Annotated in this window: 11 protein-coding genes; 8 read left to right on the top strand and 3 right to left on the bottom strand. The window is 73.5% G+C overall.

Translation table 11 applies throughout. From position 1 onward, the window contains the following. The first annotated feature begins 40 nt into the window (after positions 1–40). A complete protein-coding gene (locus C569_RS0103295; protein ID WP_018784403.1) occupies positions 41–652 on the top strand; it encodes a DinB family protein in 612 nt (203 codons plus the stop codon). Between the two features lie 157 nt (positions 653–809). Here the strand turns inward: C569_RS0103295 and C569_RS0103290 are convergent, their stop codons facing one another. After that, positions 810–2018: a MalY/PatB family protein gene (locus C569_RS0103290; RefSeq protein ID WP_036345108.1), complete on the bottom strand. Its 1209-nt coding sequence runs from the start codon at positions 2016–2018 to the stop codon at positions 810–812. A gap of 34 nt (positions 2019–2052) precedes the next feature. Here C569_RS0103290 and C569_RS0103285 point away from each other — a divergent pair, with 34 nt between their 5' ends. Next, positions 2053–2619, top strand: coding sequence for a GNAT family N-acetyltransferase (locus tag C569_RS0103285; protein ID WP_026267649.1), 567 nt, complete (start codon positions 2053–2055; stop codon positions 2617–2619). A 39-nt stretch (positions 2620–2658) separates the two neighbouring features. On the opposite strand, the gene C569_RS0103280 is transcribed toward C569_RS0103285, so the two are convergent. Both C569_RS0103280 and C569_RS0103275 read right to left on the bottom strand, forming a co-directional pair. Then, on the bottom strand, positions 2659–3480 hold the full coding sequence (locus C569_RS0103280) for an MOSC domain-containing protein (protein ID WP_026267648.1): 822 nt from the start codon (positions 3478–3480) through the stop codon (positions 2659–2661). 10 nt (positions 3481–3490) lie between these two features. Continuing rightward, complete coding sequence (locus tag C569_RS0103275; protein ID WP_018784399.1) at positions 3491–5119, bottom strand: acyl-CoA dehydrogenase family protein; 1629 nt, start codon at positions 5117–5119, stop codon at positions 3491–3493. A gap of 178 nt (positions 5120–5297) precedes the next feature. Here C569_RS0103275 and C569_RS0103270 point away from each other — a divergent pair, with 178 nt between their 5' ends. The 6 genes from C569_RS0103270 to C569_RS0103245 all read left to right on the top strand — a co-directional run bounded on the left by C569_RS0103270 (position 5298) and on the right by C569_RS0103245 (position 12558). Then, positions 5298–6836 (top strand): ABC transporter substrate-binding protein, encoded by a 1539-nt coding sequence (locus C569_RS0103270; RefSeq protein ID WP_026267647.1) that lies wholly within the window; start codon positions 5298–5300, stop codon positions 6834–6836. Beyond that, entirely contained in the window at positions 6836–7780 is a 945-nt protein-coding gene (locus tag C569_RS0103265) for an ABC transporter permease (protein WP_026267646.1), read from the top strand. The genes C569_RS0103270 and C569_RS0103265 overlap by 1 nt, the downstream gene beginning before the upstream one ends. Further along, complete coding sequence (locus C569_RS0103260) at positions 7777–8658, top strand: ABC transporter permease (protein ID WP_018784396.1); 882 nt, start codon at positions 7777–7779, stop codon at positions 8656–8658. The genes C569_RS0103265 and C569_RS0103260 overlap by 4 nt, the downstream gene beginning before the upstream one ends. Positions 8659–8756: 98 nt before the next feature. Continuing rightward, positions 8757–9734, top strand: coding sequence for an ABC transporter ATP-binding protein (locus tag C569_RS0103255; protein ID WP_026267645.1), 978 nt, complete (start codon positions 8757–8759; stop codon positions 9732–9734). Further along, on the top strand, positions 9731–10759 hold the full coding sequence (locus tag C569_RS0103250) for an ABC transporter ATP-binding protein (protein WP_018784394.1): 1029 nt from the start codon (positions 9731–9733) through the stop codon (positions 10757–10759). Before C569_RS0103255 ends, C569_RS0103250 begins: the two co-directional genes overlap by 4 nt. Positions 10760–10770: 11 nt before the next feature. Further along, positions 10771–12558 carry a gamma-glutamyltransferase family protein gene (locus C569_RS0103245; protein ID WP_018784393.1) on the top strand — a complete coding sequence of 596 codons (1788 nt, stop codon included), beginning with the start codon at positions 10771–10773 and terminating at the stop codon, positions 12556–12558. Positions 12559–12564 lie beyond the last annotated feature (6 nt).

The following is a 12564-nucleotide window of genomic DNA, read 5'->3' as shown; positions in this document are numbered from 1 at the left end:
GAGGACACATCCTGACCGCTACGGCTGCGAGGGTGGACCCATGCCCGATGAGGACCGGAAGGAACCGATGACGATGACCGGCACCACCACGACCCCCGCCACCCTCGACGCCGAACGGGCCGATCTGCTGGCCGAGCTCGCCGACGCCCGGAACATGCTGACCAACACGGTGCGCGGCCTCACCGACGAGCAGGCCGGGCAGAAGCCGACCGTCAGCGCGCTCTGCCTGGGCGGCCTGGTCAAGCACGTCGCGTTCACCGAGGAGAGCTGGCTGCGGTTCGTGGTCGAGGGCCCGTCGGCGATGTCCTTCGCCCTGCCCGAGGGTGTCACCTGGGCGGACTTCATGTCCGGCCAGGCCCGCGAGCTGCCGCAGTGGGCGGTCGACCGGGAGCGGGACTTCCAGATGTTGCCCGAGGACACGCTGCTGGCCATCCTGGACCGGTACGCCCGCGTCGCCGCCCGTACCGAGGAGATCGTCGCCGCCGTCGAGGACCTGTCGGCGACCTGGCCGGTGCCGGACGCGCCGTGGAACGAACCGGGCTCGGTCCGCAGCATCCGCCGGGTGCTGATCCACGTCATCGCCGAGACCACGCAGCACGCCGGGCACGCGGACATCCTGCGCGAGAGCATCGACGGGCAGGCCACCACCTGAGCCGGCCGGGTCGTCGCGACCTGGACGGTCGACGCGGGCGTCGTCGTGGTCACGCCGCTGCGCGCGATCACCGCGGCGTCGAGGGCTGTGGCGCTGGTGTCGTTCCTGTCCGAGGGCGACACCCAGGGGTACGCGTCGCCGCCCGCTAGGCGGCCGGTCAGGCGGGCACGGCGCGGCCCATCCGGGTGACCGCCTCGGTGAGCACGGCGGGGGAGGTGGCGAAGTTGAGCCGCACGAAACCGGCCCCGCCCGCTCCGAAGACGTGCCCGGAGCTGAGGGCCACCCGCGCCCGGTCGAGGAACATCCGTGCCGGGCCGGCCAGGTCGCTCGCCACCCCCGGCCCGTCGCCCGCCTCGGTGGGCACGCCGAGGTTCCGGCAGTCCAGCCAGGCCAGGTACGTGCCCTCGGGCGGCCGCCACGACACGGTGGGCAGGTGCTCGGCCAGCAGCGACCCGAGCAGCGCCCGGTTCGCGTCCAGGCCGTCGAGCAGCCGGTCCAGCCACTGCCCACCGGCCCGGAACGCGGCGGTGTGCGCGAGCACCCCGACGTGGCTGGGGCCGTGGCTGACCTCCTCCGGCATCCGGGCCAGGTCGTCCGCCGCTTCCGGCCCGGCGACCGCCAGCGCCGCCTTGAGCCCGGCCAGGTTCCACGCCTTCGACGCCGACACCAGCGCGAACGCGTTCCCCGCACCCGGCACCGTCAGATACGGGGTGAACCGCGCCCCGGGCAGCGCCAGCGGCGAGTGGATCTCGTCGGCGACCACCCGTACGCCGTGCCGGGCGGCCAGCTCGGCGACTGTGGCCAGCTCGCCGGGCCGGTGCACCACACCGGTCGGGTTGTGCGGGTTGCACAGCAGGAACGCCGGCCGGTCACCGATCGCGCGGGCCCGGCGGAACGCCTCCTCCAGCGCGGCCGGGTCGAGCCGCAGGTCCGTGCCGAGCGGCGCCTCGATCACCTGCCGGTCGGCGTGCGAGACGAACGCGTAGAACGGCGGATAGACCGGGGGAGTGACCACCACCGCGTCGCCCGGGCCGGTGACCAGGCGCAGCACCTCGACGGTGCCCATCATCACGTCCGGCACCAGCGTGGTGCGGCCGACCGGGAAGTCGGCCCAGTCCCACCGCTGGGCGGCGAACCCGCCGACCGCCTCGGCGTACGCGGTGCCGTACGCGTAGCCGGTGTCGCCCAGCTCGACCGCCCGGCGCAGCGCCTCGGCGACCGGCGGGGCCAGCGGCACGTCCTGCTCGGCCACCCACAGCGGCAGGACGTCCGGCGGGTACAGCCGCCACTTCACGCTGGTGCGCTGCCGGAGCCGGTCGAGCGTGAGCTGGGTGAGCGGGTTGCCGTCGTCGGCGGAAACGACCATGCGGCCCACCCTAGGCTCGGCCTACCATCGCCCGATGGCCCACCCGGCGTACCCGCTGCGCACGCCTCGGCTGCTGCTGCGCCCGGTCACGCTCGGTGACCTCGACGACGTGCACGCCTGGCAGCGCCGCCCGGACGTGGTCCGCTGGATGGCCGGCGCCGCGCCGCGTACCCGGGTGGAGTCCCTGTCGTCGGTGACCGCGATGGCCGGCGAGGACGCGCTGCGCGCGGAGGGCGACTGCCTGACGCTCGCCGTGGTCAGCGACACGCGGGTGATCGGGGCGGTCGAGCTGGTGTGGCGCAGCGCGGCGGACCGCACCGCCGAGCTGGGGTACGTGTTCCACCCTGGCCACGGCGGCCGGGGACTGGCCACGGAGGCGGCCGGGGCGCTGCTGGAGTGGGGTTTCGGCGAGTTCGGGCTGCATCGGGTGATCGCCCGGTGCCACGCGGACAACGAACCGTCCGCCCGCCTGATGGCCCGGCTCGGGATGCGGCGGGAGGCGCGGCACGTGCGCAGCTACCGGTTCCGGGGCGGCTGGGCCGACCAGCTCGTCTACGCGGTCCTGGCCGACGAGTGGCGGTCCGGGCTCAGGACGGGCTGACCGGTTCCCGGGCGAGCAGCACCGTGTCGGGGCGGGCGGTCATGTCGCCTCGCACTCGTCGCCGACCCGGATCTCGCCCGTGGTCAGCGGCACGAGCCGGATGCCGAACCAGGTCTTCCCGTCGTGGCGCCGGTGGCGGGACAGCGTCCGGATCGGCTCCTTCCCGGTCGCGAGCGTCTCCGGGTCGATGAGCGTCACCGAACAGCGGTCGCAGCGTTCGGACACCCGGAAGTCGACGGCGCCGATGCGTACCCGGCTCCAGCCGTCCTCGGCGAACGGTTCGGCCGGTCCGTCCAGCACCACAGTCGGCCGGAACCGGGCCATCGCCAGCGGCTCCGGCGTGGGCTCGCCGCGCTCCAGCGCGCCCTCGACGATCCAGTCCCGCAGCCGCCGCAGCGACGGCACCGTGGCGACCAGCAGCGGCCCGGCGTCGGACAGGTTCAGCGGATCACCGGGCCCGCCGCCGTGCTCGGCCGACATCGGCCGGCGGTGCGGGTCGTCCAGCCAGGCCAGCCGTACGGGTCGGCCCAGCCGTGCGGAGAGCCAGTCGTGGGCCTCGTCGGCGGCGAGCCGGACCGTGCCCAGCCGGGACACGTCGGTCGGGACGGGCGGCCCGTCGGCCGGTTCGACGACTGTCAGCGACGAGCCGTCGCGGGCGGCGAGCGTGATCGACCCGGCGCCGGGCGCGGCGGTCAGGCCGAGCAGCGCCGGCAGGGCACTCGACGTCAGTTTGCCGCCGTCCGGGCGCAGCACCAGCCAGCGGCGGTCGTGGCGCAGGCCCCACGGCTGGACGTCGGCCCGGTCCACGCCGACACCGCCGAGTGACTTGACCGGATACAGGTGGGCCGAGACGAGCCGCATCACCACGCCCTCAGCCGATCTTGGGCGTGGCGCGGTCGATGATCGCGGCCAGGTCCAGCCCGCCCGGCAGCGTCCCGTACGCCTGCCCGTGGTCGCCGTCGAGCCGGGACGCGCAGAACGCGTCGGCGACCGCCGGGTGCCCGTGGCGCACCAGCAGCGCGCCCTGGAGTACCAGCGCCAACCGCTCGACCACCCGGCGGGCCCGCAGCTCCAGGTCGGTGTGGTCGACCAGTTCGTCGCGCACCCGGCGCACCGCGGCGTCCAGCCGGGCGTCCGCGCCGGCCGCGGCGGCCACCTCCGCCTCGTACGCGGCGAGCACCTGCGGTTCCCGGGTGAGCGCGCGCAGCACGTCCAGCGCGGCGACGTTGCCGGAGCCCTCCCAGATCGAGTTCAGCGGCGACTCGCGGAACAGCCGCGGCATCCCGGACTCCTCCACGTAGCCGTTGCCGCCCAGGCACTCCAGCGCCTCGGCGGCGTGCCCCGGCCAGCGCTTGCACACCCAGTACTTGCCGACGGCGAGGGCGAGGCGCTTGAACGCGGTCTCGCCCTCGTCGCCGCGCGCCGACCGGTCGGTCGCCCCGGCCAGCCGCAGCATCAGCACAGTGGCCGCCTCGGACTCGACGGCCAGGTCGGCCAGCACGTTGCGCATCAGCGGCTGGTCGGCCAGATAACCGCCGAACGCCCGCCGGTGCGTGGCGTGGTGCACGGCGGTGGTCACACCGTGGCGCATTCCGGCCGCCGCGCCGATCACGCAGTCGAGCCGGGTCAGGTTGACCATGTCGATGATGGTGCGGACACCCCGGCCCTCGTCGCCGACGCGCCACGCCACCGCGTGCTCGTACTCGATCTCGGCGGAGGCGTTGGAGCGGTTGCCCAGTTTGTCCTTGAGCCGCATCAGCCGCATCGGGTTGCGGGTGCCGTCGGGCAGCACCCGGGGGACCAGGAAGCAGGTGAGGCCGCCGGGCGCCTGGGCGAGCGTGAGGAACAGGTCGCACATGGGCGCCGAGGTGAACCACTTGTGGCCGACGAGCCGGTAGCTGCCGTCCGGCTCCGGCCGGGCCGTCGTGGTGTTGGCGCGGACGTCCGAGCCGCCCTGCTTCTCCGTCATCGACATGCCGGCGAGCAGGCCGCGCTTGGCGTGCGGCGGGCGCAGCCCGAAGTCGTACTCGCGGGTGGTGAGCAGCGGCTCGTAGCGGGCGGCCAGGTCGGGGCTGTGCCGTAGCGCGGGCACCGCCGCGTAGGTCATCGAGATCGGGCAGCCGTGCCCGGCGTCGGGCCGCCACAGGTAGAAGCCGGCCGCCCGGGCGACGTGCGCGCCGGTCTGGTCGTCGGCCCACGGCGCCGCGTGCAGACCGTGCCCGACGGCGGTACGCATCAGCTCGTGCCAGGACGGGTGGAACTCCACCTCGTCGACCCGATGGCCGTACCGGTCGTGGGTGCGCAGCACCGGCGGGTGCTCGTTGGCGAGCCGCCCGTGCTCGGCCGCCTCCTCACCACCGGCGAGCCGGCCCAGCTCGTGCAGGCCGGGCAGCGCCCAGCCGGCGCCCTCACGGGTCACACCGTCGCACAGCGCCGGGTCGTCGGCGGTGTCGTGGCCGACCATCGGCGGAACCTGGTTGACGACCTCGTGTGTGGTCACGGCGGCAACTCCCAGCGCGGGTGGCGGTTCAGGTCGGGCCCGGATTGAACCATCGTTCACTCCGCACCGGCAAGCACTCGTTGACAAGTCAATTTGGCTGGATTCGTTTGACATCATCCGGCTCGGAGAGAAGACTCGCCGAAACTTTCATTTGTCCGGGAAATGGCTAGGGGGGCCTGTGTCCAGGAAAAAGCTCGGCGTGCTCGGCGCCGCACTCACACTGACCGTCGGCGTCCTGTCCGGATGCACCGGAGGCGAGGCGGTCGACGTCGGTGGCGGGGGGAACGCCGGCGCCGCCGGTGGCGTCCTCAACGCCGCGATCGGTGGCGAGCCGGACCAGCTCGACCCGCACAAGACCTCGGCGTACTACAGCTTCCAGGTGCTGGAGAACGTCTACGACACGCTCGTCGAGCCGGACGCCGACCTGAAGATGGTGCCGTCGCTGGCGACGAAGTGGACCACCAGCGACGACCAGCTCACCTGGACATTCACGCTGCGCGAGGGCGTCACGTTCTCCGACGGATCGCCGCTGACCTCCGAGGACGTCGTCTACTCGTACGAGCGGATCATCAAGGAGAAGCTGAACAACGCGTACAAGTTCGCCACCGTCAAGTCGGTCACCGGGCCCGACCCGGCCACGGTGGTGGTGACGCTGAGCGCGCCCACGCCGAACCTGCTGGCGAACCTGGGCGGGTTCAAGGGCGTGGCGATCGTGGAGAAGTCCAACGTGGAGTCCGGCGCGGTGAAGACCGCACCGGTCGGCAGCGGCCCGTTCAAGGTGGCCGGCTACACCTCCGGCGACAGCGTCAAGCTGGTGCGCAACGACTCCTACTGGGGTGAGAAGCCGAAGCTGGACGGCGTCACGTTCACCTTCGTCAAGGACCCGACGGTGGCGTTGCAGAACCTGCGCAGCGGCCAGGTCCAGTGGACCGACAACCTGCCGCCCCAGCAGGTCAAGTCGCTGCAGGACGGCGACGACCCGGTGGTGCGGTCGGCGGCCTCCACCGACTACTGGTACGTGGCGCTCAACCAGGCCCGCAAGCCGTTCGACAACCCCGAGGTGCGGCGCGCGATCGGCTACGCGCTGGACCGCGAGGCGATCACCAAGGCGGCGAAGTTCGGGCTGGCCACCGTCAACCAGACCGCCATCCCGAAGGCCAGCGCGTTCTACTACGACTACGCGCCCTACAGCCACGATCCGGGCAAGGCGAAGCAGATGCTCGGTCAGGCCGGCGTCGCCAGCCTGACCATGGACCTGATGGTCACCAGCGAGTACCCGGAGACGGTCACCGCCGCGCAGGTCATCGCCGCGCAGCTCAAGGACGTCGGCATCACCGTCAAGATCCGTACGCTGGACTTCGCCCAGTGGCTCGACGAGCAGGCCAAGGGCAACTTCGACGGGTTCATGCTGGGCTGGCTCGGCAACATCGACCCGGACGAGTTCTACTACGCCCAGCACCACAGCAGCGGCACGTTCAACTTCCACAAGTACCGGAACCCGGCGGTGGACAAGCTGCTGGACGCCGCGCGTACCCAGACCGACCAGGGCGCCCGCAAGCAGGCGTACGAGCAGGCGGCGAAGCAGATCGTCGACGACGCCAGCTACCTCTACCTCTACAACCCGGACGTCGTGCAGGGCTGGTCGAAGAAGGTGTCCGGCTACGAGGTGCGCACCGATCGGGCGATCCGCTTCCGGTCGGTCGCCCTGGCGAAGTGATGGCCCGCTTCGTCCTGCGGCGGGTCCTCCAGTCCGCGGTCGTGCTGGTCGGCGTGACCCTCGTGGTGTTCCTGCTGCTGCAACTGGTGCCGGGTGACCCGGTCCGGGTGGCGCTGGGCACCCGGTTCGACCCGCAGACGTACGACGCGCTGCGCGAGCGCGCCGGCCTCGACCAGCCGCTACCCGTGCAGTACGCCAGCTACCTCGGGCACGCGCTCACCGGCGACCTGGGGGTCAGCTTCCGCACCGGCCAGCCGGTGAGCGCGATCGTGCTGGAACGGCTGCCCGCCACGCTGTCGCTCGCCGTCACCGCCGTGGTGTTCGCGCTGCTCGTCGCGTTCCCGCTGGGCATCGTCGCGGCGGTCCGCAGCGGCTCCGCCGTCGACCACGCCGCCCGCGTGTTCAGCCAGTTCGGCGTCTCGGTGCCGGACTTCTGGATGGGCATCATGGGCATCCTGCTGTTCGCCGGGGTGCTCGGCTGGCTGCCGCCGTCGGGCTACGTGGCGCTCACCGACGACCCCGGCCGGTGGGCCACCCACGTGGCGCTGCCGGCGGTCACCGTGGGCCTGGTCACCGCGTCGATCCTCACCCGGTTCATCCGCTCCTCCGTACTGGAGGTGCTGTCCGCCGACTACGTGCGGACCGCCGAGGCGAAAGGGCTGCGCAACCGGGTGGTGATCCTGCGGCACGTGCTGCGCAACGCGCTCATCCCGGTCGTCACCGTGGTCGCGGTGCAACTCGCCAGCCTGCTCGGCGGCGTCATCGTCATCGAGGTGCTGTTCGCCTGGCCCGGCATCGGCCGACTCACCTTCGACGCCGTGCAGGCCCGCGACTATCCCGTCCTGCAGGGCGCGGTGCTGCTCGTCGCGGCCCTGTTCCTGCTGGTCAACCTGCTGGTGGACATCCTCTACGCCCGCCTCGATCCGAGGATCACGGTCAAGTGAGCGCCACGACCGAGAGCACCGGACGCCGCGTCCTGGCCGCGCTGCGCCGCGACCCGCTCGCCGTCGGCGGCACGATCGTGCTGGCGCTGCTGGTGGTGGTCGGCGTGGCCGGCCCGTGGCTGGCACCGGCGGGGGTCAACGACGTCGACGTGGACCAGATGCTGCGCCCGCCCAGCGGCGCGCACCCGTTCGGCACCGACGAGCTGGGCCGCGACGTGCTCAGCCGGGTGCTCGTCGCCGCCCGCGTGTCGCTGCAGGTCGGCGCCGTCAGCGTCGGTATCGCGCTGGTCGCGGGCGTGACGCTCGGGCTGCTCGCCGGCTACTACCGGGGTTGGCTGGACAGCGTGCTCATGCGCTGCATGGACGTGCTGTTCGCGTTCCCCGTGCTGCTGCTGGCGGTGGCCATCGTGGCGGTGCTCGGCCCCGGCCTGCTCACCGCCATGGTCGCCATCGGCGTGGTCTACACACCCATCTTCGCCCGGATCACCCGCGCCGGCGTGCTGTCGGTACGCGAGCAGGTGTTCGTCCGGGCCGCCGTCTCCATCGGCGCGTCCGACCTGCGCATCATGCGCCGGCACGTGCTGCCGAACATCGCCGCGCCGCTGATCGTGCAGACGTCGCTGTCGCTGGCGTTCGCGATCCTCTCCGAGGCCGCGCTGTCCTTCCTCGGCCTCGGCATCCAGCCGCCCGCGCCGGCCTGGGGCCGGATGCTGTTCGACGGGCGCGGCTTCGTCACCGACGCGTGGTGGCTGGGCGTGTTCCCGGGCGCGGCGATCTTCCTCACCGTGCTGGCGTTCAACCTGGTCGGCGACGCGCTGCGCGACGTGCTCGACCCGCGCCAGCTCACCCTCGGCGAGGCACGCAGGAGCACCCCATGAGCGAGCGCACCGAGCGCATGCCGAGCCCGCACCGCATGAGCGAGCGCACCGAGCGAAGCGAGGGCCACGAGCGCATGCCGAGCCAGGACCGGCACCCCATGACCGACTCGACAGTGCTGTCCGTGGACGACCTCACCGTCACCGTCGGCACCCGCAACGGCCCGGTCCGAGCGGTGGCCGGGGTGTCCTGGCAGGTGCGGCCGGGCGAGACGTTCGCCCTGGTCGGCGAGTCCGGCAGCGGCAAGAGCATGACCCTGCTCGCCGCCACCGGCCTCGCCCCGCGCGCCGCCACGGTCACCGGCCGGGTGCGGCTGCTCGACGACGAGCTGACCGCGCTGCCCGACGACCGCCGCCGCAAGCTGCGCGGCCAGCATGTCGGGTTCGTCTTCCAGGATCCGATGACCTCGCTCAACCCGGTGCTGCCGGTGGGCCGGCAGGTCACCGAGGCGGCCGAGGAGCACCTCGGCCTGACCCGCCGTGCCGCCCGCGACCGGGCGGTGGAGCTGCTGGAGCTGGTGGGCATCCCGTCGGCCGCGGGCCGCGTCGACGCGTACCCGCACCAGTTCTCCGGCGGCATGCGGCAGCGCGTCGCCATCGCCATGGCGCTTGCCTGCGAGCCGGACCTGCTGATCGCCGACGAGCCGACCACCGCGCTGGACGTCACCACGCAGGCGCAGATCATCGAACTGGTCGCCGACCTGCAGGCGCGGCTGGGCACGGCCGTCGTCTGGGTCACCCACGACCTGGGCGTGGTCGCCGGCATCGCCGACACCGTCGCGGTCATGTACGGAGGGCGGATCGTCGAGCAGGGGCCGGTCGACGCGGTGTTCGACACCCCGACGCATCCGTACACCAGGGCGTTGCTGGCGGCCCGGCCGGACCCGGCGCGGCGCGGCGAGGACCTGGTGGCCATCCCCGGTTCGCCGCCGAGCCCGCTTGACCTGCCGCCCGGCTGCGCGTTCTGGCCGCGATGCCCGGTACGCGCCGATCCCCGCTGCGAGCACGAGCTGCCCCCGCTGACGCCGGTCGGCGACGGGCACACGGTTCGTACCTTCTACCGTGGAGAGGCCGGATGAGCGCCGACACCCCGGACGTGGTCGCCGAGCTGGACGACCTGAAGGTGCACTTCCCGACGCCGGCCGGAACGGTCCGCGCGGTGGATGGCGTCAGCCTCGCCGTACGCCGGGGCGAGACGCTCGGGCTGGTGGGCGAGTCGGGCAGCGGCAAGTCCACAGCCGGTCTGGCGTTGCTGCGGCTGGTCGACCCGACCGCCGGCCGGGTCCGGGTGGCGGGCGAGGACGTGACCCGCTGGTCGCGCCGCCGCCTGCGCGCGACGCGCCGTCACGTGGCGATGGTCTTCCAGGATCCGCAGGCGTCGCTGGATCCCCGCCGGACGGTCGGCGACAGCATCGCCGAGCCGCTGGTCGTGCACCGGCTCGCCACGTCCGCCGCCGCCCGGCGGGCCCGGGTCGCGGAGCTGCTGGACCTGGTCGGCCTACGCGCCGACACGGCCGGGCGCTATCCGCACGAGCTGTCCGGCGGCCAGCGCCAGCGGGTCGGCGTGGCCCGGGCGCTGGCCGGTGAGCCGGACCTGATCGTCCTGGACGAGCCGATCGCCTCGCTGGACCTGAGCGTCCAGGCGCAGATCATGAACCTGCTCCGGCACCTGCAACGCGACCTCGGGCTGACGTACCTGTTCATCGCGCACGACCTGGCCGCCGTCGAGCACATGAGCGACCGGATCGCGGTGATGTACCTGGGCCGCATCGTCGAGACCGGCCCACCGGAACGCATCTACCGGCACCCGGCGCACCCCTACACGGCGGCGCTGCTGTCGGCGGTGCCGGTGGCCGATCCGCGGGTCGAGCGGCAGCGCCGCCGGATCGTGCTCACCGGTGACATCCCCAGCCCGGTGGACCCGCCGAGCGGCTGCCGCTTCCGTACCCGCTGCCCCCAGGCCCGCCCCGCGTGTGCCGGGACCGACCCGGCGCCGGCCGAGGTGGCCCCCGGTCACCACGCCGCGTGCCTGTTCCCGCTCGACGGCGGCGAGGGGGACGGCGCCGGCGCGACGAACCGTGCCGACGTCGCGGGCACCGCGTAGGCTCACCGCCGATGACGTTCACCACCCGGCCGACGCTGCGCGGCACGTTCGGCATGGTCTCCTCCACCCACTGGCTGGCCAGCCAGTCCGCGATGGGCGTGCTGGAACGCGGCGGCAACGCCTTCGACGCCGCGGTGGCCGCCGGGTTCGTGCTGCACGTGGTGGAGCCGCACCTCAACGGCCCGGCCGGGGAGGTGCCCGCGATCCTCGCTACCGCGACCGACAGCACCCCGCGGGTGCTCTGCGGTCAGGGCCCGGCGCCGGCCGCCGCCACTGTGGCGCACTTCCGCTCACTCGGCCTGGACCTCGTGCCCGGCGCCGGTCCGCTCGCCGCCGTGGTGCCGGGCGCTGTCGACGCCTGGTTGCTGCTGCTGCGCGACCACGGCACCCGCACGCTCGCCGAGGTGCTGGAACCGGCGATCGGCTACGCCGCCGCCGGTCACCCGCTCGTCGGCGCCGCCGGGCAGACCGTCGCGCGGGTCCGGTCGTTGTTCACCGACCACTGGCCGACCTCCGCGCGCCTCTGGCTCCGCCACGGCCGCCCACCCGCGCCGGGGGAGATGGTCACCAACCCGGCGTACGCGGACACGCTGCGCCGCCTCGTCGACGCGGGACGGGCCGCCGGTACCGACCGCGAGGCGCAGATCGAGGCGGCCCGTCATGCCTGGCGGGAGGGTTTCGTCGCGGAGGCGATCGACGCGTTCAGCCGGCTGCCGTTCCGCGACTCCAGCGGGCACGCCCACGCCGGGCTGGTCACCGGCGACGACCTGGCCCGCTGGTCGGCCACCTGGGAGGAACCGGTCACGCTGGATTGGCACGGGCACACGGTCGCCAAGACCGGCTTCTGGGGCCAGGGCCCGGTGCTGCTCCAGACCCTGTCCATGCTGGACGCGCTCGACGACCCGGCGGTGTACGACCCGTCGAGCGTGGGGGGCATCCATGCGCAGGCCGAGGCGCTGAAGCTCGCGTTCGCCGACCGTGAGGCGTGGTACGGCGACACCGACGTTCCGGGCGTCGCGCTGCTGTCGGCCGGGTACGCCCGTTCGCGGGCCGCGCTGGTGGGCGACCGGGCCGACACGTCGCTGCGTCCCGGCAGCCCGGCGGGTGAACCGCCCCGGCTGCCGTCCCACCTGCACGCCGACGTGCGTCGCGGGGCCGTCCCGCAGGACCCGAGCACCGGCGAACCCACGGTACGGGCCGACGGCGTGACCCGCGGCGACACCTGCCACGTCGACGTGGTGGACCGGTGGGGCAACATCATCTCCGCCACCCCGAGCGGCGGCTGGCTGCAGAGTTCACCCGCCGTTCCGGAGCTGGGCTTCCCGCTCGGCAGCCGGTTGCAGATGTGCTGGCTGGAGGAGGGGCTCGCCTCGACGCTGCGGCCGGGTCGGCGTCCGCGTACCACGCTCAGCCCGACGCTCGTGCTCCGCGACGGCGAGCCGGTGCTGGCGTGCGGCACGCCCGGCGGCGACCAGCAGGACCAGTGGCAGCTGCTGTTCCTGCTGCGGCACCTGGCCGGCGGGCAGGAGTTGCAGGAGGCGATCGACGCCCCGACGTGGCACACCACCAGCCTGCCCGCGTCGTTCTATCCGCGCGAGGTGGAGCCGGGCGTGCTGGTGCTGGAGGACCGGTTCGCCGCCGACGTGCTGTCCGGCCTGCGCGCCCGGGGCCACACCGTCCGGCTGTCCGACCCGTGGAGCCTGGGCCGCATGTGCGCGGTGACCCGCGACCCGCGCACGGGGATCCTCTCCGCCGCGGCCAACCCCCGGGGTGCCCAGGGCTACGCCACCGGCCGCTGACCCATC

It is taken from the genome of Micromonospora sp. CNB394 (assembly GCF_000374985.1).
Lineage (GTDB): Bacteria > Actinomycetota > Actinomycetes > Mycobacteriales > Micromonosporaceae > Micromonospora > Micromonospora marina.
The sequence above is the reverse complement of the archived record's forward strand: the minus strand, read 5'-3'. Positions and strand labels throughout refer to the sequence as shown.

What these genes read in the sequence shown, in the direction of transcription:
- C569_RS0103295 (WP_018784403.1), top strand. Translation starts at nt 41, where the DNA reads ATGCCCGATGAGGACCGGAAGGAACCGATGACGATGACCGGCACCACC.
- C569_RS0103290 (WP_036345108.1), bottom strand. Translation starts at nt 2,018, where the DNA reads ATGGTCGTTTCCGCCGACGACGGCAACCCGCTCACCCAGCTCACGCTC.
- C569_RS0103255 (WP_026267645.1), top strand. Translation starts at nt 8,757, where the DNA reads ATGACCGACTCGACAGTGCTGTCCGTGGACGACCTCACCGTCACCGTC.
- C569_RS0103265 (WP_026267646.1), top strand. Translation starts at nt 6,836, where the DNA reads ATGGCCCGCTTCGTCCTGCGGCGGGTCCTCCAGTCCGCGGTCGTGCTG.
- C569_RS0103285 (WP_026267649.1), top strand. Translation starts at nt 2,053, where the DNA reads ATGGCCCACCCGGCGTACCCGCTGCGCACGCCTCGGCTGCTGCTGCGC.
- C569_RS0103280 (WP_026267648.1), bottom strand. Translation starts at nt 3,480, where the DNA reads ATGCGGCTCGTCTCGGCCCACCTGTATCCGGTCAAGTCACTCGGCGGT.
- C569_RS0103250 (WP_018784394.1), top strand. Translation starts at nt 9,731, where the DNA reads ATGAGCGCCGACACCCCGGACGTGGTCGCCGAGCTGGACGACCTGAAG.
- C569_RS0103245 (WP_018784393.1), top strand. Translation starts at nt 10,771, where the DNA reads ATGACGTTCACCACCCGGCCGACGCTGCGCGGCACGTTCGGCATGGTC.